This window comes from Hymenobacter endophyticus (assembly GCF_032464715.1).
Lineage (GTDB): Bacteria > Bacteroidota > Bacteroidia > Cytophagales > Hymenobacteraceae > Hymenobacter > Hymenobacter endophyticus.
On sequence record NZ_JAWDJT010000002.1, the window covers coordinates 875,956 to 901,937 of the forward strand.

Here is a 25,982-nt window from a genome sequence, read left to right on the forward strand (position 1 = left end):
TAAATGCTGCAAACATTAAAACGAGTAAGTGTATCCAGGAATGGTTTCCGGCAGGAGCATCAGAATTTCCAGTTTACCTTTCTTAACAGGGACAGGTACCGCTTCCTGCGTCGAAAATACCTTTTTCGTTTCCTTAGGAAGTCTCTCGGAAGATTTCTTCATATCGATTTATGATGGCTTCACACCAGTTTGTATCTAGTGCTGAGACGTTTGGAAGGACGAAGATACAGCTTATTGCTGGTACTGCAAATACGTTTCTCGAAGAAAGGAGGTTCGCTTTTCTACGCAATACTCGTGAATAAAGCTGAAACCTCTTCGTTGAGTCTTGACTTTCCTCTTCGAGAAGCGCAGCCGCTAGAATACCGAAACAAGCTTCTTCGTCATCGATAAGCACTTTAGCAATTATATCAAGGACTGTAGCACCTAGCTTGCCCCCTACATTCTGATTTGTCTTAAGCCGATACTTATTTACACTACTCACTTTTGCATAGAAATCAATAGTATACAGATGGTCTGCATACCTCTTCACTTCTACTATGTACTTACGTCTAGATGTATGAGATGATAGAAAGAACTTGAATATATCGACATGTAAATGCGTTTTCCCCGTGATTTCTCTAACATTTTTGTTGCGTTGCACAAAACTGTATGTTAGAACCTTATCAAACATTGTGCATAGCTTAAATAAGTCATCTATGACGGAGCTTATGGCTATAAATCATAAGCTCCGCCATAGAGCAACTACTTCTTAATCTCGCCCACCATGTCCTCGGGCTTCAGCCACTCGTTGAACTGCTCCTCGGTGAGGTAGCCGAGCTGCAGGGCCGTTTCCTTCAGGGTCGAGCCGTTTTTGTGGGCCGTCTGGGCAATTTCGGCGGCTTTGTAGTAGCCGATGTGGGGGTTGAGGGCCGTTACCAGCATTAGGCTGCTGTCTACGTGCTTCTTGATGTTCACTTCCAGGGGCTCGATACCCACGGCGCATTTGTCGTTGAACGACACGCACACGTCGCCGATGAGGCGGGCCGAGTGCAGGAAGTTGTAGATCATCACGGGCTTGAACACGTTCAGCTCGAAGTGGCCGTTCATACCGCCGATGTTGATGGCCACGTCGTTACCCATCACCTGGGCCGCTACCATCGTCATGGCCTCGCACTGGGTGGGGTTCACCTTGCCGGGCATGATGCTGGAGCCGGGCTCGTTGTCAGGAATGTGCAGCTCACCAATACCGGCGCGCGGGCCCGAAGCCAGCAGGCGGATATCGTTGCCGATTTTCATCAGCGAAGCGGCGACAGTCTTCAACGCACCGTGGGCTTCCACAATAGCATCGTGGGCAGCCAAGGCCTCAAACTTGTTTTCAGCGGTGATGAAGGGCAAACCGGTGAGGTCGGCAATGTGCTTGGCCACGTTTTCGGAGTAGCCGGCGGGCGTATTGATGCCGGTACCCACGGCGGTGCCGCCCAGGGCCAGCTCCGAGAGGTGGGCCAGCGTGTTCTTGATGGCGCGCAGGCCGTGGTCGAGCTGGGATACGTAGCCCGAAAACTCCTGCCCTACCGTCAGCGGGGTAGCATCCATGAGGTGGGTGCGGCCGATTTTTACGATGTGCATGAACTGCTCGCTCTTACTTTTGAGCGTGTCGCGCAGCTTTTCGATGCCGGGAATGGTGGTTTCCACCAGAATTTTGTAGGCCGCAATGTGCATGGCCGTCGGGAACGTGTCGTTGGAGCTTTGGCTCTTGTTCACGTCGTCGTTGGGGGCCAATACTTTCTTCTCATCCGAGAGTTGGCCGCCCTGCAGCACGTGGCCGCGGTAGGCCACCACCTCGTTCACGTTCATGTTGCTCTGGGTGCCCGAGCCGGTCTGCCACACCACCAAAGGAAACTCCTTGTCCAGCTTGCCTTCCAGAATTTCGTCGCACACGCGGCCAATCAGCTCGGCCTTGTCGGCGTCCAGGATGCCGGCGTCGCGGTTGGTGAGGGCGGCGGCTTTCTTGAGGTAGGCGAAGGCGCGGATGATTTCCTTGGGCATCCGGTTGATGTCCTGGGCAATCTGGAAGTTGTCGATGCTGCGCTGGGTCTGGGCGCCGTAGTAGGCATCGGCCGGCACCTGCACGGTGCCCATGGTATCTTTCTCGGTGCGGAACTGAGTCATGCTTCTGATGTAGGGTGAGAAGGGAATGAGGTGACGGGCCGCGGCCGAAGCCGCGCCGCAAAAGTACGCAACGCCGCCCCGCCCCCTACCGAAACGCCAAAATTCTACCGCCCGCGGGCTCGACTATCGGACGCAGCTCTGCGTACACCCAGGCAGCCGGCTTTACCGGTTCCGCACTTTAGCTATTCTGATCATGAAAAAGACCTTCGAAGACGAATCCGACGCCCTGTCTACCTCGCCCGCTACGCCCACCACCAACCAGAGCGCCGCCACCACCCCGCCCTCCCACGAAAACACGGCTCCCACCCCACCCTCGGCTCAGACGAATAGTGGCAACTCCGGTGAAACGCCCGTGCCCGTGGCCGGCAACGGTGCCCCCGATTACAGCCAGGTAGAAGTCAACACCCAACCCGAGCTGCCTACCCCCGACAAAGCCGGCGGCAGCGCCACCGAGCCCGAAAGCGGCGGCGGTTACAGCGGGTAGTGGTGAATTTGTGGATGGTCATTGCAGGCGCAGCCGAAGCAACCCATCCTTTCTGCTTCTATATAAAGCCCTAAAAAGCAGAAAGCCCCTGGTGCCTGGTTCTGGCGTCAGGGGCTTTTGCATGGAATAAGGTTGGTAACTGCATGAACGGTCAATGCTTAGGCTACGCTTGGCAATGACCATTCACCACTTCACCGCTTACCGTTCTATTTTGAAGGGAACGTTGACGACGACTTTGCGGGCTAAGCGGCGGTTGTTTTCCACGGCGGGAAACCAATTAGGGCCTTCCTTCAGCAGCCGCAGGGCCTCCTCGTCGCACTCCGGCGACACGGATTTCACCACTTTAAAGTCGCTGAGCTTGCCGTCGGCTCCTACTACGAACTGTACCCGCACGGTGCCTTCGCGGCGGTCCGTGAGGGCCTTTTCGGGGTAGTCGAGGCTATCGGCCAAGTACTGGCGCAGCTTGCCGTAGCCCCCGGCTGGCGTGGCCGCAATGCTGGGCAGCATGGGCGGGGCCTCACGCCGCACCACTACCTCACTGAGCTGCTTGCTGTCGGAAGTTAGGGCCAGCGCCAAGGTGGAATCACTGGGGCGCAGGACGCGGGTTTGAGCCTTGAAGCCGATAGAGCTAATTGAAAGCTGTTCGGTAGCCGCCGGGACCGTAAGCAAAAAGCTGCCATCGGAGTTCGTAACGGCCCCCTTCTGGGTGCCCGTTACCAGTACCGTAGCTCCTGGCAGCGGCACGCCCGCCGCATCCGTCACCCGGCCCTGGATGGTGCGCATCGCCTCAGGAGCGGCCAGCGCTGCCGCCGGAGCAGTAGTCATTCGGGCCATTTTGGCCTTGGCGGCTACTGGCTCCGGTGCGGCGGCTATTGCCTGCTTGCTTTCCGCTGATTCTGCGGCCAACATAGCGGCAGCTGGCTCAACAGCCGTAGTACCTTGAGTAGAGGCATCTGCGGAAGCATCGACGGGCGCAATGTCTACACCAGGTTCGAGGCCCGCCAATTCTGCCGGCTTATCTGCAAGCACTTGCGCACTGGCTACCAGTACGGGGCGGCGGGTACGGGCCGTCACCACTGGCTGCCGAAGTGGGGAGGCTGGAGCAGCCGGCAGTACGGCCGCTACCTCAGGAGCAGTTGCTACCGCCGCACCAGTGGGGCGTACTGTGGTGGGGACTTCTGTTTCGCGGGTGGTGGTTTCCGCAGCTGGTCGGGCGGCTACATCCGGAGAGTTGTTGAAACGACTGATGGCCAGCCAGCCCACCACGCCCAACGACAGCAGCAGTACGGCCGCCGCCGCCAACGGCCGCCAGGCCCACAGCGGAATTACGGTGGTGTCAGGGGCCGCTTCAGCAGTTAGTTCGGCTACGCGGGTGTGCAGGCGTTGGCGTAGCGCGGCCACGCTGGCGTCGTGGGCGGCGGCGGGTTGCAGCTCTAAGCCTTCGAGAATATCGGCGCATGCGGCGCAATCCAACGCGTGGGCCTCTACCTGCTGTTCCTCGGCGGGCGGCAGTTCCCCGGCCACGTACCGGCGCAGCAGCTCCACGGGCAGGTGGGCACCAGCTGGGGCAGAAAACGCGGACGTAGAATCAGGGCGAGGCATCGGAGGCGGAGGCTTGCAGCAGGCGGCGGAGGTTGCGCTTCCCGTTTTGAAGGTGACTTTTTACGGCGTTCAGGTCGAACCCGGTGAGGGCGGCTACTTCGCGGTAGCTTTTCTTTTCCAGATAAAACAGCTCCAAACACTGGCGCTGACCGGGGGGCAGCTCGGCGAGGGTGTGTTCCAGCTGCTGCAGGTGCTGCTCGTGCAGCTCGGCTTCGGCGGGGTCGTCGGCGGTCAGATGCCGGGCCGCTACCGATTCCATACCGGCCTCATCAGAAAAATGCACGACGACCGGCCCAGCCCGCTGCCGGGCCCGCAACGCCATGAGGCAGTGGTTGCGGGCCGTGGCGTGCAGCCAGGGCGGAAAGTTTTCCACCTCGTGCTGACGCAACTTACTCACCAGCTGCTCGAAGAGGTGCATTACCGCGTCCTGGGCGTCTTCCTCGTCGCGGAGGTAGCGTCGGCAAATGGCCAGCACCGCCGGCATCTGCCGCTCATAGAGTACGCCCAGGTCAGCCACGTCGCCCCCGGCATAGTAGCGCCGGAGCAGGTCCTCATCGGATAGCTCAGCGGCGGGCGTGGGGCGGCTGGAACGGCGGAAAAACATGGCTGCTGCAAGCTACGGCATTTGCGGGTTCTTCTGTCCGTGCTGCTGAGCAAGTACCATGGGTCTGCGGAGGCGGACTCCCTGGTTGCGCAGAAGGTGCAGGGCTGGTCAGAAAAATTTTCTGGGGTGGCGTGTGGAATCCTGAATGGGCCCGCATCTGAAAAGCAGAACCTGGCCGGATCTGCTTTTCTCACCGCTATTCTTTCTGCTGATGAAACCCTTCCTGTATGGCCTGCTAGCGGCCGGACTGCTGGCCGCGCCCGGCATTTGCCTGGCCCAGAATACTGCCACCCAACACCAAGCGCCAGCCAGCTACACCGTGCAAGGCCGCGTACTTGAAAAGAGCAATGGCCAGGGCCTGCCGGGCGTGACGGTGCTGGTGAAAGGCACCACCGTGGGGGTGAGCACCAGTCATGATGGTACGTATTCCATTTCTATCCCGAAAGGTGCTGGCACACTAATCTTCTCCGCCATCGGCTTCACTACTCAGGAGGTGAAGCTGACGGGGCAGAGCATTATCAATATTGCCCTGCTACCTGACGCAAAAGTTCTTAGTGAAGTAGTAGTGACAGGCGGCCCTATCCGTATCCGCGGCAACCGGAGCTATGAAAAGCGACGCGACGCCAAGGCCGTGCTTTCCGGCCAGGTGGCCGGCGTAGCCGTCAGCCCCGGCTACCTGTACCCGCAGGCCGTCCCCGCCTCCGGTGAAACTTACGCCCGGGTGCAGGAAAATGGCTTTCAGCAGGTAGCCAAAGAACCGCTTAGCACCTTTAGCATTGATGTGGACGCGGCCAGCTACAGCAACGTGCGCCGCTTCCTGCAACAGGGCCAGCTGCCACCCGCCGATGCCGTGCGGGTGGAGGAAATGCTCAACTACTTCCAGTACGACTATCCCCAGCCCGCCACCTCGGCCCCCGAACCCTTCCGCGTCATCACCGAGCAGGCCCAATGCCCCTGGAACCCCGCGCACCAACTGGTACAGGTGGCGCTGCAAGCCCGCAAGGTAGCCACCGAGAAGCTGCCGCCCGCCAACCTGGTATTCCTGGTAGATGTATCGGGCTCCATGCAGGGTGATGACCGGCTGGGCCTGGTGCAGCAGAGTTTGCGCCTGCTCACCAAAGAGCTGCGCCCCCAGGATAAAGTGGCGCTGGTGGTATACGCCGGCGCGGCCGGCACGGTGCTCCCGCCCACCGCCGGCTCGGAGCGGGCCACCATCTTACAAGCCATTGACAACCTGGCGGCGGGCGGTTCCACGGCCGGGGGCGCGGGCCTGCGGCTGGCCTATCAGGTGGCCCGTCAGCACTTCAACAAGGAAGGCAACAACCGCGTAATCCTCTGCACCGACGGGGACTTCAATGTGGGCGAGCAGAGCGACGATGCCATGGAGCGCCTCATTGTGCAGGAGCGGGAAAGCGGGGTGTTTCTGACGGTGCTGGGCGTGGGCCAGGGCAACTACCAGGATAAGAAGATGGAGCTGCTGGCCGACAAAGGCAACGGCAACTATGCTTACCTCGATAACCTGGACGAGGCCCGGCGCGTGCTGGTGCAGCAATTCGGCGGCACTTTGTTTACGCTGGCCAAGGATGTGAAGCTGCAGGTAGAGTTCAATCCCCAGCGGGTGCGTGAGTACCGCCTGGTAGGCTACGAAAACCGCCTGCTGGCCGCCGAGGACTTCAATAATGACCGCAAAGACGCCGGCGAGTTGGGCGCGGGCCATACCGTGACGGCCCTGTACGAGGTAGTGCCCGTGGGCGCCCCCGGCGCGGTGGACGCTCTGAAATATCAATCCACCAAGCCCGCAACGGCCGCGCCTGAGTCGGCAGAGCTGCTCACCGTGAAGTTCCGCTACAAAGAACCGCAGGGCCAAACCAGCCGCGTGCTCACGGTGCCACTGGCCGGAGCGGCCCGGCCCATTGCGGAGGCCAGCGAGAATCTGCGTTTTGCGGCGGCTGTGGCCCAGTTTGGCATGCTGCTGCGCCAGAGCGACTACCGTGGCTCCGCTACCTACGAAACCACCACCCGCCTAGCTGAGGGAGCCCGCCGCTTCGACCCCGACGGCTACCGGGCCGAACTGGTACGGCTGGTGAAACTGGCTGAAGGCTTGCGACCCGAAGCCTACGGAGCCCGGTAAACACTGGCACCGAAAAAAAATTAACCATCAGATTTTCAATATCATGCAACTATTCAGTGGCCTTTGTTGCTCCTACCAGTGTCGGGTCGGCACACTACCCAGGTAGACTGGGCGTTTCGGTCCTGGTTTTCTCTCCGGAGGCGGTCCACTTACACTCACAAGCGGCGGGCGGGGGAGGTTGCAGACTCTGCCGCCACCACGCCGCCGGGCCGCCTTCGGTTTATTATCCCGATACGGGTGTCATATCCCGCTCCCCTACTATCCCTATATAAAATGCAAACGGCCCCGCTGGCTATCAGCGGGGCCGTTTGCATTATGGGTTCCTACGCTTTCCTTAGAAGGAGTAGTTGACGGAAGCTTTAATGACGCGGTTCTGAGCGTCGAAGTTATTGTTTTTGTCCAAGGATGAGAGGCCGTAGTCGTAGCCGGCACTCAGGCCCAGGCCGTTCTGGAACTGGTAGCCCAGGCCACCCACCACGCCAAAATCAACGGTGCGCAGCTGGTTTTTCACGTCGAAATCAGTGTTGATGGCGTTGAAACCCAGTGCGCCAGCCTGCACGCGGGCCTTACCCGAGAGCAGCACCGAGGCCTGCGGACCGGCATACACGTACAGACCATCGGTAAGGTAGGCCTTGGCCAGCACCGGAATATCCAGGTAGGCCAGGCGGCCGGTGGCGGTTACCTTGGCGTTCAGGAAATCAAACTGCTTCAGCGGAATACGGCCGGTGAGTACGGTACCCTTTTCGGAGTAGCCAATACCAGGCTCAATAGCGAAGCGTGGTCCCAAGGGCAAAGTGGCGTACAGACCAGCGTGGAAACCGGGCTTCATTTCCTGGGTAACGGCCCCGTTGGTGTACTCCGCCAGGTCATTGAAAGTATTCACGGCGTCGCCCGACACATCGGCCACGTTTACGCCGGCCCGCACCCCAAACTTCACGCCGTCGGTGGCCGTGGAGGACGAATAAGAAGGTGCTGGGCGCACCGCGCGGGCCTGGGCCGGGCCCGTATATTTGGGTACGCGGTGGGTTACCACTTGGGCCTCGGCAGCGGTGGAGAAAACAGAAAACAATAGGCTAGCAGCGGCCAGGCGGCCGAAAAGTCGCTTCGTATTCATGGCAGGAAAGGTGTTGGAAGGAGAAGCCGGCCGCCGCGTTTGCGCTAGGTGGGCAGCCAGTTGACAGGTAGTATTTCAAAACCGTGCCAACTTTTTGCGGGAGTAGGTAGGGCCGCCTGCCAAGCCCGGCCCTACCTCAGCTACTACCCCCTACTTCGACTCGGCCAACCCTTTCTCGATGAGTTGCATGGCCGGGTTATCGGGCTTCATCACCGTGGCCAGTTGCTTTCTGGCTTCCAGAAAGTGTGGCCGGGCCTGCTGGGGCCGCTTGAGCTGCATGTTCAAAATGGCCACGTAGAAGTGCAACAGGCCCTGGGGAGCGGCTTCTTTGGGCGCAGTGGGCAGCTGGCTGCTGAAAAAAGCCTCTGCCTCCGCCCACTGGTTATTGTTCTGGTAGATATCCATGATGTCGCTGAACATCTGGTCGTCGGCCGGATTGAGCTGGTAGAGTTTGGCGGCCCAGCTAGAGGCCTCCGGTGAGTGGGCCGCTACCGCCAGCCGCAGCATCCCCAGCATAGCAGGAGTATCCTGGGGGTTCAGAGCCAGGCTTTGCTGATAGGCGGCTTTAGCTTCGACAGGTTTCTGCTGCTGCTCCTGCAACATGCCCAGCATGCGGGCGGCATCGGCCCGGCGACGCGGCTCCTCGGCATACAGGTCGTAGGCAGCTTTGGCGTGGGCAACGCCCTCCGCCGATTTTTTCTGCAGCCAGAGGGCGTAGGCAAGGTTGTAGTGCGAGTTGGGATAATCGGCCTTCAAGGCTACGGACTTCGTAAAGGCCACCGTGGCGGGCGCAAACTGGTCGCGCAGGAGCTGCACATAGCCCACTCCGAAGTAGGAAGTATAGTCGCCGAGGCCGTGGGCGTGGGCCGCGTTGTAGTAGCGCAACACCAAATCCTGCTTCTGCTCCTCGGGCTTATCCTGCTCCCCACACCCGCATGAGAGCACGGCGTACCAATAGTCGCCGAGGCCTTTGCTGAGGGCGTAGTTGGTGGGGTACTTGCGCTGCAGGCGGTTGAGTTCCAGCGGCAGGTTCAGCATGTGCATGGAGTAGTTACCTTCCTTACCGCGCAGCTTTTCCACGGTTTCGCCGGGAGCCAGGTCGCGCAGGCCAAAGGCCTGATGGCCCATGCTCATGAGGTAGTTTTCCAGCACTAGTTTTTCCTTGGCCAGTAGAATCTCCGGCTGCAGGTTTTTGGGGTCGGCTTTATCCAGCACCTCAAAGGCCGATTCGTATTTCTTCTCCTTCGTGAGCTGGGCAGCGCGGGCCAGAGCCGTTGCCGTGGGAGTTTGGGCTAGGCCAGTATGAATTACTAGGCCCAGAGCTACTAGGGTAAGATAAAAGCGCATCAATCAGCGGGTTATATAGTAAGTTGTCGTGGCTAGCTGAGGGATAGACACAGGAACTGAAAGATGCTGTTTTTCCGGCTGACTCTGCGTACAAACGAACAGTTGTTAGAGGTATTTCTGCATTTTTTATTTGGAATTGCCACTGACGAGCCCCACCTTGCCGCCAGTAAAACCTCTGACACTCATGGCTCAGCCCACGGTCCGCTTCTTTTTTAGCTATACTTTCTACTACGCCCACGCGTAGTCGAGCGGCCTCCCTGTAGCCTTCCTAACCCGAACTCTTCAGCGCCTCTCGACAACCTCGGGAGGCGCTTTTTTTACGCTTAGTTTTTCGCCCTATGGCACTGCAGGCATCCTATTATTACGGCTTTAGCTACGGCTTCTTTTACCGGAAGCCGCCGGAGCCCGCTTGCCAGTTGTGAAGCACCACACTTCACACCACCGCAACCCAGGGCCCCACATCGGAGGCCCTTTTTTGTTGCCCGCCAATCAAACTCACCATTTCACCACCTCACCGCATGGTTGCCATTCAAGGTTTCGCCGGAAGTTTCCACCAGATAGCCGCCCACCAGCATTTCGGTGCGGGCGTGGCGGTACTGCCCTGCGCCACCTTTACCGAGCTGGTGCAGGCCGTGGCCCAGGGCCAGGCCAACGCCGCCGTAATGGCCATCGAAAATTCCATTGCCGGCAGCATTCTGCCCAACTATACGCTGCTGCGCAAAGCCGGCCTGCGGGTGGTGGGCGAGGTATACCTGCACATCGGGCAGCAGCTGCTGGCCTTGCCCGGGCAGCGGCTGGAGGATATTCGGGAGGTGCATTCCCACCCCATGGCCCTGCTGCAATGCACTGATTATCTGAGCCAATACCCGCACTGGAAGCTGGTAGAAACCGAGGATACCGCCCTGAGCGCCCAGCGTATTCGGGAGGGGCTGCGCACGGGCGTGGCGGCCGTAGCCGGGCACCTGGCCGCCGAGCTGTTCGACCTGAACGTGCTGGCCGCCGATATCCAGTCAGAGAAAAACAACTACACCCGGTTTCTGGTGGTGGCTTGCCCTGACGATGCGCAGCCGGTGGAGCAGCCCAACAAGGCGTCCATCTACTTCGAGGCCCCGCACACCACCGGCAGCCTGGCCCGCATCCTGACGGCCGTAGCCGAGCAGGGCGTGAACCTGAGCAAGCTGCAGTCGTGCCCTCAGCCGGGCCGCACCTGGCACTACTTCTTCCACGCCGACCTGGAGTTTGACGCCCCGGCCCAGTTGGAGGAAACCCTGGCCGCCCTGGCTCCGCTCACCGAAAATCTGCAGCTACTGGGAGCATACAGCAAAGGGCTGGATGACAGTAAAATCCTTCATACTGAGCCAGCAAAAAATCTGCTTACGCTTGCCTAAACACCGGCGTTTCTACCTGAAAGAATTCTTCAAGAAGACTCAGGATCAAGAAACGGCTAACCACTACCAACCAATCATCAGCACCCCATCATGCAAGTTGCCAGCCGCCTTCAGCACATTCAGGAATACTACTTCTCCCAGAAGCTGCGGGAAATTGACGGCCTGAACAAAGCCGGTGCACAGGTGATTAACCTCGGCATCGGCAGCCCCGATATGCCACCTCACCCCAAGGTTATTGCAGCCCTCACCCGCGCCGCCGAGCAGCCCAATACCCACGCCTACCAGGGCTACAAGGGTGTGCCAGCCCTACGCCAGGCCATGGCCGACTGGTACCAGCGGCAATACGGCGTGGAGCTAAACCCCGACACGGAACTGTTGCCCCTGCTGGGCTCCAAGGAAGGCATTATCCACATCAGCATGACGCTGCTGGAGGCCGGCGACGAGGTGCTGATTCCGAACCCCGGCTACCCGGCCTACCGCGCCGCCGCCCACCTCAGCGGGGCCACACCCATCGACTACGACCTGACGGCCGAAACCGCTTGGCTGCCCGACCTGGAAGCCCTGGCCCGGCGCGACCTGAGCCGGGTGAAGCTGATGTGGGTGAACTACCCGCACATGCCCACCGGCACCCCGCCACCGGCTGGTTTCTTCAAGCAACTGGTAGCCTTTGCCCGGGCCCACAACATCCTGCTGGTGCATGATAATCCGTACAGCTTCATCCTGAACCAAACCCGGCCCCAAAGCCTGCTGGCAGTGCCGGGCGCGCGGGAAGTGGCCCTGGAGCTGAACTCCCTGAGCAAGTCGCACAACATGGCAGGCTGGCGGGTGGGCCTGCTGGCCGGCCGGGCCGATGTGTTGCAGGATGTGCTCCGTTTCAAGAGTAACCTCGATTCCGGCATGTTTCTGCCGGTGCAGCTGGCCGCCGTGGAAGCCCTGAACCTGGATGCCAGCTGGTACGAGGAGCTGAACGCCCACTACCGGGCCCGGCGGGAGCTGGTATTTGAGTTGCTGCACCTGCTGGGCTGCCCCTTCGATGCCAACCAGGTAGGCCTGTTTGTGTGGGCGCAGGTACCGGCCACGTACGCGGACGGCTACGCCCTCAGCGACGCTATTCTGAAGCAGGCCCGGGTGTTTCTGACGCCGGGCGGCATCTTCGGCAGCAACGGCAACGGCTACATCCGCATCAGCCTGTGCCAGCCCACCGAGGTACTGCAGCAAGCACTGGCCCGAATTCAAGAAGCATTACCCCGCCTATCATCCTGAGGCGGTAGCCGAAGAACCTTACCAGAACTGAGTCGCTCGGCCGTTTTTAGCCCGCAGAGTAAACCGAGTTGCTCTGACTGCAAAAGGTCCTTCGCGCTGCTCAGGATGACACTTACCCTCCTAAACTCACACCCTTCCACCCTCATGGTTGTTACCATCATCGGAATAGGCTTGATTGGCGGCTCCCTGGCCCTTAGCCTTAAGGAAACGGCCCTGGCTCACCACATCATTGGCGTAGACCGGAGCCCCGAGCACCTGCGCGAAGCCGTAGCCATTGGCCTCATTGATGAGCCCACCCAGGACCTGGCCGAGGCCGTACGCCGCGCCGATCTGGTAGTGGTGGCGGTGCCCATGGACGCCATGCTCACGGTGCTGCCCCAGGTGCTGGACGCGGCCACCGAGCGACAAACGGTTATCGACGTAGGCTCGACCAAAGCCCAACTGCTGGGCGCGGTAGAAAATCATCCGCAGCGGAGTCGCTTTGTGGCCGTGCACCCCATGGCGGGTACTGAGTATTCGGGGCCGGCAGCGGCACTGCCGGGCTTGTTTCGGGACAAGACGCTGGTCATCTGTGATGCCCCAAGCAGCGCCCCGGATGCCGTGGCCCGGGTGGAGGCGGTGTTTGGGCGGCTGGCCATGCGGCTGGTGTACATGGATGGCACTGCCCACGATTTGCACACGGCCTACATTTCGCATATTTCCCACATTACCTCCTTTGCCCTGGCCCTCACGGTGCTGGAAAAGGAGAAGGAAGACGAGCAGATCTTCGCCCTGGCCAGTGGCGGTTTTGAGTCGACGGTACGCCTGGCCAAAAGCTCGCCCGATATGTGGGTGCCCATCTTCCGCCAGAACCGGGAAAACGTGCTGGATGTACTGGATGAGCACATTCACCAGCTCCAGCACCTGCGCCAGCTGTTGAATCAGGAAGACTACCCGGCTGTTTATCAACAGATTCAGCAGGCCAACCTCATCAAGAAAATTCTGAAGTAAGCTGTTGTTATACAGCGCTCCACGCAAAACATACAACCCAACCATACCATGAGTCAGTCGCTTACCGCTGAGCAACCCGCTACCACCTCGTTGCTGAAGAAAAAACCCCTTATCATTTCGGGGCCCTGCTCCGCTGAAACTGAAGAGCAGCTTATTGCCACCTGCACCCAGCTGGCCGCTACCGGCAAGGTGGATATGCTGCGGGCGGGCATCTGGAAGCCCCGTACCAAGCCGGGCATGTTTGAGGGCATCGGAACTAAAGGTTTGCCCTGGCTGCAGAAGGCCAAGCAGCTCACCGGCCTGCCCACCACCGTGGAGGTGGCTACGCCCAAGCACGTAGAGGATGCCCTGGCCTTTGATGTGGATGTGCTCTGGATTGGGGCCCGCACCACGGTAAACCCTTTCTCGGTGCAGGCTCTGGCCGATGCATTGCGGGGCGTGGATATTCCGGTGCTCATCAAAAACCCCGTGCACCCCGACCTGGAGCTGTGGCTGGGCGCGGTGGAGCGCCTGGCGAAAGTGGGCGTGAAGGACCTGGGCCTGATTCACCGGGGCTTTGCTAGCTACGGCAACACCGAGTTCCGCAACGCCCCCATGTGGCACCTGCCCATCGAAATGAAGCGCCGCCTGCCCGAGCTGCCCATCATCTGCGACCCAAGCCACATTTGCGGCAACCGCACCGGCCTGGCCGCCGTGGCCCAGAAAAGCATCGACCTGGACTTCGATGGGCTGATGCTGGAGTCGCATATTGACCCGGATAACGCTTGGAGCGACGCCAAGCAGCAGGTGACGCCCCAGCGCCTGGCCGAGCTGCTCGACGGCCTGATCTGGCGCCACGAAACCACTGACCAGCAGGAGTTCCTGAACAAGCTGGCCCAAATGCGTGAGCAAATCAACCAGCTCGACGACGAGATTCTGCACCTGCTGGGTCGCCGCATGCAGGTAGCCGAAAACATTGGCACCTACAAGAAGGAAAACAACATCACCATTCTGCAGGCTAGCCGCTGGAACGAAATCCTGGAGCGCGGCATCCAGAAAGGCCACAAGCTGGGCCTCACCGAAGACTTCATTATGAAGTACTTTGATGCCGTGCACCTGGAATCCATCAACCGCCAAAACCGCGTGATGAATCAGAAGTAGCCGGGTGAATGGCCGGATGGTTGGCTAAGCTGTCATCCTGAGCAGCGCGAAGGACCTTATCATATGTGAACAAGTAGTTTCAACGTGGTAAGGTCCTTCGCGCTGCTCAGGATGACAGCCCTATTTTACGTGCTATGCCACTCACCTATTCCGACGTCACTTCATCCTTTCCTCAATCTGGCTGAGCAGGAAGGCAGCATCTTCCTTGTGCGGGTCGTCGGGGAAGAGTTCCAGGGCGCGGCGGGCGTGCTCCTGGGCTTTTTGGAACTGTTTAAGCTCCAAGAGCACAAAAGCCAGGTTGAGGTGGGCCGTGGCATAGGTGGGCCGCAACTGCAGGGCGCGTTCAAATGGGGCCAGGCTCTCCTGAAACCGGCCCAGCCGCTGGTAAGCGTAGCCCAAGGCAAAGTACGAGAGGTAGTCGCCCTGGCCGTGGGCGTGGGCTTCCTGGTACTGGGCAATGGTGCGCCGAAACACCTCATCCTCGCCCAACATCTGCTCGGCGCAGTCGCACTGCTGCACGGTAAAGTAATAGTTGCCGAGGGCCCGGCTGATTTTGTAGTTATCGGGGAAGCGGGTTTGCAGGCGCTCCAGCACTTTGCGCACCGGGAAGGTGTAACGCACCGAGTCATTGCCTAGCTGGCGGATACTATCCAGGCTCAGGTCCAGCAGCTTGAGGTTGCGGAAAGCGAAGCGGCGCAGGTTTTCGGTGTTAGCATAGTAGTTCAGGGCCAGGTCGGTTTTCTCCAGCACCACGGCCGGCACGGCATTGGTGGGGTCCGTGACGCTGAGCAGCTGCCAGGCGGCCTCGTAGCGGCGCTCCAGCACCAGCTGCCGGGCCTGGCGCAGAGCCGTAGCCTCGGCCGCTGCCGCCGTGGCGGCCGTAGTTTGGGCCCGGGCCGGCAGCACCAGCAGGCTACAGAAAAGCAGGAAGAACAGGCGCACCATCAGCGGCCAAAGATGCAGGATTTTGTTGGGCGTTGTGAGGGCCAGTGAAAAGTCTGATTCGGGTGGCTTATGGTTTGCCAATGCCAGCCGCAAATCCGAAGGTTGTAGCCTGAACCAGCGGGGCAACTTCGCGGCTACGGTTTAGTATACGGTTCTCTACTCTCACCCTTTCCCACGGGTATGCTTTTTTACACGGTCATGAAGCCCCTGGTGCAGGTGGCGTTGCGCGTTTTCTTTCGCAAGCTGGAAGTTCGACACCCCGAGCGGCTGCAGCCGCCGGGCCCGCTGCTGATTTGCAGCAACCACCCCAACACCCTCATGGACCCGCTGGTGGCGGCCGTGAACCGTCGCCAGCCCATTGCGTTTCTGGCCAAAAGCACCTTCTTCAAAAACCCGATTCTGCGCGCCATTATGGAGTCGGGCAACTCCATTCCCATTTACCGCCGCCAGGATGTGGACTCCGGGGCCGAGGCCCTGACCACAGCTCAGCTGGAAGCGCAGAACGAGAAAGCCTTCGGGCGCTGCTACGACTATTTTGACAAGGGCGGCACCATCATGATTTTCCCGGAGGGCACCAGCGTGCAGGAGCGGCGGCTGCGGCCCCTGAAAACCGGCGCGGCCCGCATTGCCCTGGGGGCCGAGGCCCGCCACGATTTCCGCCTAGGCTTGCGCATTTTGCCCATGGGCATCAACTACTTCGACCCCAGCCGGTTTCGCTCCGATGTGTTTGTGGATGTGGCCGAGCCCATTGCCGTGGCCGCCTACGCCGAGCAGTACCGCCAGGACCCCGAAGCCGCCGCCGATGCCTTAACGAACGAAATTCGCCGCCGTATGGAGCAGCGCCTGGTAATTACCCGCACCGACGAGGAAGATGAGTTAGTAACGCAGGTGGAACGCACCTTCGGCCAGCACCTCATCCAAGACGACGAGGAAACCCTCTACGACAATTTCCAGCTTAGCCGGGTGCTGCTGAAAGCGGTGCGCTACTTTGAGCAGCTTGACGCCAGCCGCCTGGGCGACGCCCGCGAGAAGCTGCAGGCCTACCACGAGGAACTGCACCACCTGCGCCTCACCGATGATGCTCTGGAAACGCGCGGTCCGGCCGGCGGGCGCCTGCGCCGGGCCATAGCAGCTGGCATTCGGTTAGCATTAGGCGCTCCTGTTTACCTGTATGGCCTTATCAACAATTACTTACCTTACAAACTACCCTCCCTGGTGGCCCGGAGCGCAACCCAGGATGTAGTATTTGTTGCACCCATTATGCTGGTGGTGGGCATGATAACCTTCACTGCATTTTACCTGGGCCAAACGGCGCTGGTGCACCACTTTACCGGCAGCTGGCTGTGGGCGTTGCTTTACTTTATCAGTTTGCCACTCAGTGGATTTTACGCCCTGAGCTACGCCGGTAACCTGCGCAGCCGCCTGCGCCGCCTGCGGGTGCTGCGCCTGTTCCGGCAGCAGCAGCCCCGCATGGAAGCCCTGCTACGCCAGCGCACCGACCTGATTCGGCTATTGCGGGAGGCCCGCACGGCTTACCTGGCCAAGTAGTTGCTGGTTGTTAGTTGTAGTTATCGACAAAAAGCCAGCAACTAACAACACTAAATGTCCAGCTTCAGGCCCAGGCTCAGCGTCAGAATATCGGCGGGGGAAAGGCCCTTCATGTTCTGCACGTAGCTGATAAGATACAGGTCGTTGGAGCCCAGCTCATAGTAGGCCGAGAGGTTACGGGTGCGCCCGGTGGCAGTGGCTGGCAGGGCGTAGCTTAGGCGGCTGCCCAGCAGCGGCCCCACCCGCTTATTGGTGGAAAACCAGTAGTAGCCTTTGTAGTATTGGCCGGGCTTCTCGTCGTTGATGTTGCCGTGGGTGTAGCTGAAATATCCCCCTACTGACAATGGTTTGAGGGAAACCCGCTGGCTTAGTGGTAGCGTCCAGGGTGAGTACAGAAGCTTGGCTGAGAATATCGACAGCGTGGAGCCGCCGTACTTCTGCGGTACAAATCCGGCCAGCACATCTACATCCAGGCGGTGCTTAATGGAGTAGCCGGCTCCGGCGGCCACCATGCCCAACCCGCCACCAGTTTGCAGCACCAGGTGGCGGGGGCGGTACCAAGGCAGGCGGGCAGCAGGTGGGGTGCTGGTTACAGGAGCCGTTGAGGCAGTATCGGTGGTTTGGCCGGCGGCAGGTACCGTGGCTAAGGAGGTCAGCAGTGCAGCTAGCGTAAAATACTGTTGCATGACTCTAAAACGTTACCTCCTTCACCCGAAACTCCTTGTCGCCCCATACGGTAACCACCATGTAGCGCCGCCGCTCAAACCCGTGGGAATTCACGTAGGTAATGCCATCCTCCTCGGGTACCGATATGCCGCCCCCGTGGCGGTGGCCGTTCATTTCCATTACCAGGCGCGGGTCGGAGCGCAGGGCCTGCAGGTAGGGTTGCCGCACCGCCGGATCAAAGTCGCCATCCTGCGGGGGCACGTGCGACACGATAACGTGGCGGCGCACGGAGTTGTCACTCAACTCCTTGTTTACCCAAGGCACATCCGGAATGCGGCCGTTAAAGTTGTACTCGCGCCCGTTGGTATCGGTGAGTACAAACTTGGTGTCGCCGTACACAAAGGAGTAGTTCAGGGGGCCAAATATTTCCTGGTAGGCGGCCCGGCCGTTGCCCACTTGGTCGTGGTTGCCGATGACGGTGAGGTAAGGCACGCGCAACTTGCGCAGTTGGTCATCAACCCAGCGCATTTCGCGGCCTAGCCCGAAGTCAGAAATATCACCGGCCACCAGCACAAACTGAATATCTGGCTGCTGATTCACACTTTTTACCAGCTCCTCGGCCTCATCGTAGAAGCGCTGGGAGTCGCCGGTGAATACAAACCGCAGCGTATCGCCAGCAGGCACGGTGGTTTGGGCCAAGCGGGCCAGGTTTTTGGCCGTCAGGTCTTGCTGACTTTTTGGGGAACGAGACTCGCCGGGGCTGAATTCCAGCATTTCGCAGCCAGCCAGCAACCAGGAGGCTGCCACGGGTAGCAATGCCCGCAGGGTAGTAGGTAAAAAAGAGCGCATATGCCTCGGCACTATAGTCAACAACTGGCCCATCCGGCGGGATAGGCCCAGCGCTATATACTAGCGAGGTAGGCGGATAGTTTGCGTGTGCCGCCACGCTACCGCCCTGGTTGAGGACGTTGGCGCCGGGGAGTTTCCGTGGTAAACACGCTTTAAAGGGTAGCAGCCCCTAAAATTGATTTCCGCAACTGCCCCCAGAAAGTGGAGCGTTTCCAAGGAAAAAGTTTGAGCCGCAAGCTCAACGCTACGGCGCAGGCGCGGGCCTCAGCGGCAGCGGGCAGTAAAAAATCAGAGGCCAGCTGCCTATTCATCCAGATACTGATGCACGAATTTGATGGCCATGCTGCCCTCCCCTACCGCCGAGGCCACGCGGGCCATAGCGCCGGCCCGGCTGTCGCCGGCGGCGAAGATGCCGGGCACGCAGGTTTCCAGCAGGTAAGGCTCCCGGCGGGGGTGCTGCCAGGAAGTAGCGTAGCGCGGGTCCGTCACCAGGTCGCGGCCGGTGAGCACAAAGCCTTTGGCGTCACATACCACCGTGTCGCACACCCACTCGGTGCTGGGCCGGGCCCCAATGAACACGAACAAGGCCCGGGCCGGCCGCCGCTCCAGCTGCCCCTGCCGACGTACTACCACTTCCTCCAGGTGGTCCTGGCCGCACACTTCGGCTACTTCCGTAAAGGGCATGAGCTCAATGTTCTCCGTTTGGCCGATTTGCTCGATCAGGTAAGCCGACATGCTGGCGGCTAGGCTTTCGCCCCGAATGAGGATGAACACGCGCCGGGCGTAGGCCGCCAAATACATGGCCGCCTGCCCCGCCGAGTTGCCGCCGCCCGCAATGTACACATCCTGCTGCTGGCAGGAGCGGGCCTCGGTGCGGGCCGCGCCGTAGTACACGCCGGCCCCACTGAGGCGGTCGATGCCGGGTACCTCCAGGGTGCGGTAGCTCACGCCCGTGGTCAGGATTACCGCCCGAGTTTTTACCTCGCTGCCGTCGGTGAGGGTCAGCACTTTGTAGCCGTCCTGCACGCAGAGTTTGGTTACTTCCTGGGGGGCCAGAATTTCGGCGCCCAGGCGCACGGCCTGCGTCCAGGCGCGGTGGGCCAGCTCACTGCCGCTCAGGCCCGTAGGAAAGCCCAGGTAATTCTCGATGCGGGAGCTGGTGCCGGCCTGTCCGCCGGGCGTCTGGCGCTCAATCACCAGGGTTTTGAGGCCTTCTGACGCGCCGTATACCCCGGCTGCCAGCCCAGCCGGCCCGCCCCCAATTACCACCACATCATAGAGCTCCTGCGAAGCCTGCACCAGCAGACCAATACGCGTGGCCACTTCTGTTGGTGAAGGGTTGGTCAGCGCGGTTCCATCTTCCAGCACCACTACCGGCAGTTGGTGGGCCGTGAGGTTTTTACGAGCCAGAATAGCCTGGGCCTCGGCGTCGGTTTCAAAATCCAGCCACTGATACCCCACCATGTAGCCCGCCAGAAAGTCCTTCAGCTCATGGGAGCGGGGCGACCATTGAAACCCGATGAGGCGTACGCCCCGGTAAGGCGGCTTGTAGGCCGCTTCCCAGGCCGTGAGCAAATCGTGGAGGGTGGGGTAGAGCAGCTGCTGGGGCGGGTCCCAAGGCTTCATGAGGTAGTGGTCGAGGCGGGCGGAGTTAATGGCCCGGATGGCGGCTTCGGTATCGGCGTAGGCCGTGAGCAGCACCCGTTTGGCATCCGGAAACAGCTCCCGGGTGCGGGCCAGCACCTCCACGCCTTCCAGGTCGGGCATGCGCTGGTCGGCCAGTACCAGGGCCAGCGGCTCGTCCCGCTCGTGCAGCTCCCGCACAATGCTGAGGGCCTCCTCCCCCGAGCCCGCCCGCACCACCCGGTACTGGCGCCGGAACTCCTGGCGCAGGTCCCGGTCAATGGCATTGAGCACCTGGGGGTCATCATCTACGCAGAGCAGAACGGGCTTTTTCATGGGGGTGGTGAATTTGTGAAATGGTGAAATGGTGAGTTTATGTTTTGGTGCTGCTGCTGGCGCGGTTTGGGCAATTCTGTTCTGACAAGCGGTAAACTCACCATTTCACCACTTCACCATTTCACCGCACCGGCAGCCACACGCCAAACTCCGTGTGGCCGGGCTCCGACTGCACTTCCAGCCGGCCGCCGTGCTGCTCCACAATGCGCAGGGCAATATCGAGGCCCAGGCCGGTGCCCTCGCCGGCCGGCTTGGTGGTGAAGAAGGGCTCCAAGATGCGCGGCAGCACCTCGGGCGGAATACCGGGGCCGTTGTCGATGATGAACACCCGCACGAACTCGTCCTCGTGGCGGGTGCGCAGGGTGATTTCGCCGCCCTCGGGCAGGGCGTCGATGGCGTTGTCCAGCAGGTTGGTCCACACTTGGTTGAGGCTGCTTACCTGCCCGCGCACCGGCGGCAGCCCGGGCGCATACTCTTTCACAATGCGCAGGTTTTTGCCGCGCAGCGCGAAGCCCAGTATGTTCAGGGTACTTTCCAGGCTCGCCACCACGTCCAGCGGGGCGAAGTCCTGGCCCCGGTCCATGTGGCTGTAGGTTTTTACGTTGGTAACCAGCGTGGTGATGCGGGAGCCGGCTTCCTGCACATCCTGCACCAAGTGCAGAGCGGTCAGCTGGCCTTCCAGCCAGGCCAGGGCCGCCGGGCGGGCCGGCGGGGTCCAGGCTGCCAGGGCCGGCTCCAGCTGAGCCAGCGAAAGGCCGGCATCCAGCAGCCCGGCCGCCAGCTGGTAGCCGTCGGGCACGGCCTGCTCCTCCAGCCATTCGGCCAACTCATCCTCCGCATCGGCGCGGTCCAGGGCCGAGGTAAACGCCGCCGGGGTAATGGCGGCTGCTAGTTGCACCAACTGGGCCAGGGCCTCGGGGCTGGGGCAGTGCTGCACCAGCTGCTGCAGCTGAGTGGGCCGGGCCTGCAGGTTGCGGCTCAACCCCTCAGCCGCCCGCATGATGGCAGCGGCGGGGTTGTTGAGCTCGTGCGCCAGCCCCGCCGAAAGCTTGCCCAGGGCCCGCAGCTTATCGTCGCGCTCCTGGGTGCGGGCTTCCTGGCGGGCCCGGTCGCTCATCAGGCTCACCAGGCGCTGCACCAGCTCCGGGCTTACTTGCTCCAGTTCCGGAAACTTGCTGCGGTGCAGCAGATACAGCCATGTTTCACCCACGGCCACGCTCTCCCCCCGAATGATGCGCAGGCGCGAATACGGCAGCACCCCGCTTACATGCCCCGCCTCTACCCGAAAGGCTGGCTCTCGGTTGCCGTTGTGCAGCACGTAAAACTGCATGCCACCTGCCAGCACGGCCATCATGTACTCAGCCTCATCACCGACCCGGGACACTACTTCCCCGGGTTCGAAGCACCGCTGCTCACCCTGGGCCAGTAGCCAGGTCAGGGTTTCCGGGGGCAGCCCGGCGAAGGTGGCAATGCGGGTTAAATCAGGGGCGGGCATGGGGCAGATGCTTAACTGACGAGTAGAGGGCACCCACCGACTCAAGGCCGCTGGTTGCGAAGTCAAGTTACTTTTTCTCTTTTCTTCGGGACCGGTGCCGCCCTAACCCAATAACAGCCAGCCCCGGCAAAAGGCTGGCTGTTATTGGGTTAAGCCTTCAAGCCTACTGCCGAACTGCTTTAACGGTATAGACCTGCTGCCCCTGAACAATGCGTACTACATACAAGCCGGCCGGCCAGCTGGCCGCCTGCGGTACCCGCACCGTAGTGCCGCCCACGGGCAGCTGAATCTGCTGGGCTAGCTGACGCTGGCCGGTAGCCGTTAACACTTCCAGGAAGGCTGGGCCCGCCACAGTGGCCGGCAAGTGCAAGGTAAGCTCCGTGCTGAACGGCGTGGGCAAGGCTAGCATAGTACCGTTGTGGGCACGCACAGCTACAACCTGCACCGCCGAGAGTTGAGCTTGTCCGTTCGCATCTACCTGACGCAAGCGGTAGTACACCATGGCCGAAGCGTAGCGGGCCAAGCTGGCATCCGTGAATTGGTACTCGTGGTGCTGGGAACTGGTGCCGGCTCCGGGCGTCTTGGTCAGGTCGAAAAACGTTTGCCCATCGGTGCTGGCTTCCACCACGAAATACGCATTGTTTAGCTCCGAGGCCGTTACCCATGTCAGTAGGCCCTTACCGCCCACATTGCGCGCCCTGAACGCCACCAGCTCCACCGGCAGCGGCGTTACTACAGCAGCGTCCCGGTAATCCGGAATGGTATTGTTGTTCCGGTCGGGGTAGCTGGTTACATCAGCGTAGCCTTTGCCCTGGTTGGAGGCGTCCAGCAAATCCACGAGCCCATCCCCATCCGTGTCGTGGTAGTACGTGCTGCTGCTGTCCAGGAAGTTCGGAATACCGTTGGCGTTGCTGTCGTCCAGCCAGTCGCGGGAGCCGTTGTTGTTGGCATCGGTGGCAGGGTAAAACGTGCTGTTGCCGCCGGCCGCTACGAAGGCGGCGGCGCGCGTCACCAGGTCGTCGGAGGAGTAGCCGCTGTTATTGTCATCAAAAGCCTCCATCCAGTCGGGCACGGCGTCGTTGTCGGCATTGGTATCCAGGTAATCCGGTTTGCCGTCGCCGTCGGTATCTGGCAGCGTGGTAGAGGAGCTGGTATTTTGGGGGCGGCCCTGGGCGTCAACGGCGGGGGTGTACTGCCCATTGGCCGCGCTGTACATGGCCCGGAAGCCGCTGCTCATCTTGCCGTCGGTGCCTTCCACCACATCCGGAATACCATCAGCATCCGAGTCCAGGTCAAACTGATTGATGATACCATCCCCATCAGCATCCAGATTACTGACCACCCCCTTGGCGTTGAGCGTACCAAAGTCCGCATCCAGGTAGTTCAGTACCCCGTCGGCGTCGGCGTCGCCGGTAGCATCTACGTTACCAGACTCTGCGGCATCGGCAATACCGTCGTTGTCGTCGTCGGCATCCTGAGTGTCGGTCAGCCCGTCGGTATCCTGGTCGTAGTCAAATGCCAGGCTGCAGGCTTCCATCTTGTTGAACGCCCCGCCGGTTGAGGCAGTAAAGCCCCAGTACACCAAGGGGTTATTACTAAATATTGTACTAACGAAGTCCTCGGAATAGGTAGCCCGCAGCGCGTTGTTGAAATACACCTGCAAGGTTTTGGTCTTCACATTCCAGGTTACTTGTACTGGGTAGTAGCTCCCATTCTCAATGTTGAGGGCTGCACCATTACCATCTACCGCCGCCGGAATAGCCCGGGCTGTACCACCCGCTGGCGTAGTAAACGTGACGGGGTTGCCAAAGTCGCCATTCTTGACAATAGAAATATGGTCGGCACCTATGTCGCCAATACCAGTGCCATTGTCATACGTATCAAACTCCACAACCACGGAGGGCGCAACAGCCGCCATGCCCATGTTCTGGCCGCCACCACCCAGGGCGGAGGTGCCCACATTACTGCGCTGCAGCGCAAACACCATTCCGTCGCCCCCATCATTCCGGGTGCCGAGATACACCGAAAAGCTGAATACGAACGACTTAGCCAGGGAAACCTGCTGCAGCCGCCACACGGAGCCCGATATCTGGCCCGTTTCCGGCGTCAGGGTAAACCCGTTGGTACAGGTAGTGCTGGCCGCCGCCACCCCATTGGTTTTGTACAGGCTTTGGGCCGTCGCCTCATACGGCATAACCGCCGAAGAGCCGGCAGCTAGGCCCGCCAGCAACAATAAACGGCGAGACCAAGAAGATAAAGCCACGGCGGGCTGCCCACTGGGTATGCAGGGTAAGGTGTGTTTAGAAGAGTACATGGCAACAGGTTGAATATCAGCTGACAGCCTACAGGCCAGAAAGCAAACAATAGGAGCACAAAAGTATCAACGATATATATGTATAAACACTAATAGTTGATAAGTACAACTTCTCCTTCGCTTGCCTGAAGTGTCTACGATTTACTATTCGTAGAATAAGACGCTTTTTTGTATCTAAACTACCGCAGCTAGGTAGTATTAACGAGTTATCTACTGCTTCTCGAGCCCGAAATCAGGTTTTTCGGCGGAACTTCAGACACAGACTGGATTTGCACCTTCCTAGCCATCTGCCGGATTATATTGATAAAGTATAACCTGCGGCTGGGCTTCCAACTAGCATTGAGTACCAACCTGCGTTCCGCTTAGCTCCACAGTATAAGCAGAATATGCCCAGTGAATAGCAACTGGCAACGTGGCTGCTTGCAATCAGAAAAACCTGTTTCTTGCCAAACTTTTTAGCCTCGCGCTGCATTCTTTAGTTTTCCTCCTAGCTCCGATTGTCTGTTTCTATGGCAAAAGTCAAAACTCTCTATTTCTGCCAGAATTGCGGCGCGCAGTCCGTGAAGTGGATTGGCCGCTGCCCCAGTTGCGGGGAGTGGAATACCTACGTGGAGGAAGTACTAGAAAAGCCCGACACCGCCACGGCCGCCAACGCCTGGAAGGCCTCTACTTCGGTGGGCAGTACTGCCACCAAAGCCGCCAAACCCAAACCCCTCGGCGACATTCTCTATGAGGAGGAGTCGCGCCTCAACACCCACGACCAGGAACTGAACCGGGTGCTGGGTGGCGGACTGGTACCGGGCTCTTTGGTGCTCATCGGTGGGGAGCCAGGCATCGGCAAAAGCACTCTGATGCTCCAGATTGCCATGCAGCTCAATGGGTTGCGGATTCTGTACGTATCGGGCGAGGAAAGTGAGCAGCAGATCAAGATGCGGGCCGAGCGTCTGGGTCGCCAGCACCCGGGCCTTTACATCCTCACCGAAACCAACACCCAGAACATCTTCCGGCAGATTGACCAGCTCCAGCCTAATGTGGTGGTGGTCGACTCTATCCAGACCCTGCACAGCACCATCGTGGAGGCGGGGCCGGGCTCCGTGAGCCAGGTGCGCGAGTGCACCACCGAGCTGCTCAAGTACGCCAAGGACACCGGCGTGCCGGTGCTCCTCATCGGCCACATTACCAAAGACGGCTCCATTGCCGGCCCCAAAATTCTGGAGCATATGGTGGATACCGTACTGCAGTTTGAGGGCGACCGGCACCTGACCTACCGCATCCTGCGCACCATCAAAAACCGGTTTGGCTCTACTTCTGAGCTGGGTATTTACGAGATGCAGGGCGCGGGCCTGCGGCAGGTAAGCAACCCCAGCGAGATTCTGCTCAGCCAGCGCACCGAGAGCCTCAGCGGCATTGCCATTGGAGCTACCATGGAGGGCAACCGGCCGCTGCTGGTGGAGGTGCAGGCCCTGGTTACGCCCTCCACCTACGGCACGCCTCAGCGCAGCGCTACCGGCTTCGATGCCAAGCGCCTGCAAATGCTGCTGGCGGTGCTGGAAAAGCGTAGCGGCCTGCGCCTGGGCCAGCACGACGTGTTTCTGAACATTGCCGGCGGCCTGCGCCTGGAAGACCCGGCATTGGATTTGGCCGTGTGTGCCGCCGTAGTCAGCTCCCTGAACGATGTACCGATTCGCAACGAAATCTGCCTGGCGGCCGAGGTGGGCCTGAGCGGGGAGATACGCGCCGTGAGTCGCCTGGACCAGCGCCTAGGCGAGGCTGAAAAGCTAGGCTTTGCGGAAATGTACATTTCGCAGTTTAACGGCAAGGGCCTTGACTTAGCCCGCTACGGTATTCGGGTGCATCCTTCGGGCCGGCTTGATGAAGTTCTGACCGGGTTGTTTGGGTAAGAAGGCAGGTAGAGCGGTACGCTAATAGAAACCATTAGCGTACCGCTCTACTTATTTTAATCCTGTTTTTTATTCTGGATATGCCTTACGTGTT

20 protein-coding genes are annotated in these 25,982 nt (G+C 60.2%); 8 read left to right on the forward strand and 12 right to left on the reverse strand.

What is annotated here, in order from left to right:
- Positions 1 to 15 precede the first annotated feature (15 nt).
- Together ROI90_RS06100 and fumC are read right to left on the reverse strand one after the other, a co-directional pair.
- Positions 16 to 162, reverse strand: a complete 147-nt coding sequence (locus ROI90_RS06100; RefSeq protein ID WP_315997442.1) for a hypothetical protein — start codon at positions 160 to 162, stop codon at positions 16 to 18.
- A 579-nt stretch (positions 163 to 741) separates the two neighbouring features.
- Positions 742 to 2,148 (reverse strand): class II fumarate hydratase, encoded by a 1,407-nt coding sequence (fumC, locus tag ROI90_RS06105; RefSeq protein WP_315997443.1) that lies wholly within the window; start codon positions 2,146 to 2,148, stop codon positions 742 to 744.
- 193 nt (positions 2,149 to 2,341) lie between these two features.
- On the opposite strand from fumC, the gene ROI90_RS06110 reads away from it, so the two are divergent.
- On the forward strand, positions 2,342 to 2,632 hold the full coding sequence (locus ROI90_RS06110) for a hypothetical protein (protein ID WP_315997444.1): 291 nt from the start codon (positions 2,342 to 2,344) through the stop codon (positions 2,630 to 2,632).
- 198 nt (positions 2,633 to 2,830) lie between these two features.
- On the opposite strand, the gene ROI90_RS06115 is transcribed toward ROI90_RS06110, so the two are convergent.
- Both ROI90_RS06115 and ROI90_RS06120 read right to left on the reverse strand, forming a co-directional pair.
- A complete protein-coding gene (locus ROI90_RS06115; protein WP_315997445.1) occupies positions 2,831 to 4,234 on the reverse strand; it encodes a TonB family protein in 1,404 nt (467 codons plus the stop codon).
- The gene (locus tag ROI90_RS06120; RefSeq protein ID WP_315997446.1) at positions 4,221 to 4,838 is read right to left on the reverse strand and encodes an RNA polymerase sigma factor; all 618 of its coding nucleotides are present in this window, start codon (positions 4,836 to 4,838) and stop codon (positions 4,221 to 4,223) included. Before ROI90_RS06120 ends, ROI90_RS06115 begins: the two co-directional genes overlap by 14 nt.
- A gap of 211 nt (positions 4,839 to 5,049) precedes the next feature.
- Between ROI90_RS06120 and ROI90_RS06125 the strand changes: the two genes are divergently transcribed.
- Complete coding sequence (locus tag ROI90_RS06125) at positions 5,050 to 6,969, forward strand: vWA domain-containing protein (RefSeq protein ID WP_315997447.1); 1,920 nt, start codon at positions 5,050 to 5,052, stop codon at positions 6,967 to 6,969.
- Positions 6,970 to 7,303: 334 nt separating this feature from the next.
- On the opposite strand, the gene ROI90_RS06130 is transcribed toward ROI90_RS06125, so the two are convergent.
- Entirely contained in the window at positions 7,304 to 8,083 is a 780-nt protein-coding gene (locus ROI90_RS06130; protein ID WP_315997448.1) for a porin family protein, read from the reverse strand.
- 150 nt (positions 8,084 to 8,233) lie between these two features.
- Positions 8,234 to 9,430, reverse strand: a complete 1,197-nt coding sequence (locus ROI90_RS06135) for a tetratricopeptide repeat protein (RefSeq protein ID WP_315997449.1) — start codon at positions 9,428 to 9,430, stop codon at positions 8,234 to 8,236.
- A gap of 518 nt (positions 9,431 to 9,948) precedes the next feature.
- On the opposite strand from ROI90_RS06135, the gene ROI90_RS06140 reads away from it, so the two are divergent.
- From ROI90_RS06140 to ROI90_RS06155, 4 genes are all read left to right on the forward strand, one after another.
- The gene (locus tag ROI90_RS06140) at positions 9,949 to 10,818 is read left to right on the forward strand and encodes a prephenate dehydratase (protein WP_315997450.1); all 870 of its coding nucleotides are present in this window, start codon (positions 9,949 to 9,951) and stop codon (positions 10,816 to 10,818) included.
- A 90-nt stretch (positions 10,819 to 10,908) separates the two neighbouring features.
- Positions 10,909 to 12,081 (forward strand): pyridoxal phosphate-dependent aminotransferase, encoded by a 1,173-nt coding sequence (locus ROI90_RS06145; protein WP_315997451.1) that lies wholly within the window; start codon positions 10,909 to 10,911, stop codon positions 12,079 to 12,081.
- Positions 12,082 to 12,225: 144 nt separating this feature from the next.
- Positions 12,226 to 13,071 (forward strand): prephenate dehydrogenase, encoded by an 846-nt coding sequence (locus ROI90_RS06150; RefSeq protein WP_315997452.1) that lies wholly within the window; start codon positions 12,226 to 12,228, stop codon positions 13,069 to 13,071.
- A gap of 48 nt (positions 13,072 to 13,119) precedes the next feature.
- Positions 13,120 to 14,211: a chorismate mutase gene (locus ROI90_RS06155; protein WP_315997453.1), complete on the forward strand. Its 1,092-nt coding sequence runs from the start codon at positions 13,120 to 13,122 to the stop codon at positions 14,209 to 14,211.
- 156 nt (positions 14,212 to 14,367) lie between these two features.
- Here ROI90_RS06155 and ROI90_RS06160 read toward each other — a convergent pair whose 3' ends face one another.
- Positions 14,368 to 15,156 (reverse strand): tetratricopeptide repeat protein, encoded by a 789-nt coding sequence (locus tag ROI90_RS06160; protein ID WP_315997454.1) that lies wholly within the window; start codon positions 15,154 to 15,156, stop codon positions 14,368 to 14,370.
- A 180-nt stretch (positions 15,157 to 15,336) separates the two neighbouring features.
- On the opposite strand from ROI90_RS06160, the gene ROI90_RS06165 reads away from it, so the two are divergent.
- The gene (locus ROI90_RS06165; protein WP_315997455.1) at positions 15,337 to 16,704 is read left to right on the forward strand and encodes a lysophospholipid acyltransferase family protein; all 1,368 of its coding nucleotides are present in this window, start codon (positions 15,337 to 15,339) and stop codon (positions 16,702 to 16,704) included.
- 50 nt (positions 16,705 to 16,754) lie between these two features.
- Here ROI90_RS06165 and ROI90_RS06170 read toward each other — a convergent pair whose 3' ends face one another.
- The 5 genes from ROI90_RS06170 to ROI90_RS06190 form a co-directional block, all read right to left on the reverse strand.
- Positions 16,755 to 17,390 (reverse strand): hypothetical protein, encoded by a 636-nt coding sequence (locus tag ROI90_RS06170; protein ID WP_315997456.1) that lies wholly within the window; start codon positions 17,388 to 17,390, stop codon positions 16,755 to 16,757.
- A 4-nt stretch (positions 17,391 to 17,394) separates the two neighbouring features.
- The gene (locus ROI90_RS06175) at positions 17,395 to 18,219 is read right to left on the reverse strand and encodes a metallophosphoesterase family protein (protein WP_315997457.1); all 825 of its coding nucleotides are present in this window, start codon (positions 18,217 to 18,219) and stop codon (positions 17,395 to 17,397) included.
- 303 nt (positions 18,220 to 18,522) lie between these two features.
- Positions 18,523 to 20,178 (reverse strand): FAD-dependent oxidoreductase, encoded by a 1,656-nt coding sequence (locus tag ROI90_RS06180; protein WP_315997458.1) that lies wholly within the window; start codon positions 20,176 to 20,178, stop codon positions 18,523 to 18,525.
- Positions 20,179 to 20,299: 121 nt separating this feature from the next.
- Positions 20,300 to 21,673 (reverse strand): sensor histidine kinase, encoded by a 1,374-nt coding sequence (locus ROI90_RS06185; RefSeq protein ID WP_315997459.1) that lies wholly within the window; start codon positions 21,671 to 21,673, stop codon positions 20,300 to 20,302.
- Positions 21,674 to 21,836: 163 nt separating this feature from the next.
- On the reverse strand, positions 21,837 to 23,987 hold the full coding sequence (locus ROI90_RS06190; protein WP_315997460.1) for a lectin-like domain-containing protein: 2,151 nt from the start codon (positions 23,985 to 23,987) through the stop codon (positions 21,837 to 21,839).
- 509 nt (positions 23,988 to 24,496) lie between these two features.
- On the opposite strand from ROI90_RS06190, the gene radA reads away from it, so the two are divergent.
- The gene (gene radA, locus ROI90_RS06195; RefSeq protein WP_315997461.1) at positions 24,497 to 25,888 is read left to right on the forward strand and encodes a DNA repair protein RadA; all 1,392 of its coding nucleotides are present in this window, start codon (positions 24,497 to 24,499) and stop codon (positions 25,886 to 25,888) included.
- Positions 25,889 to 25,982: the final 94 nt, after the last annotated feature.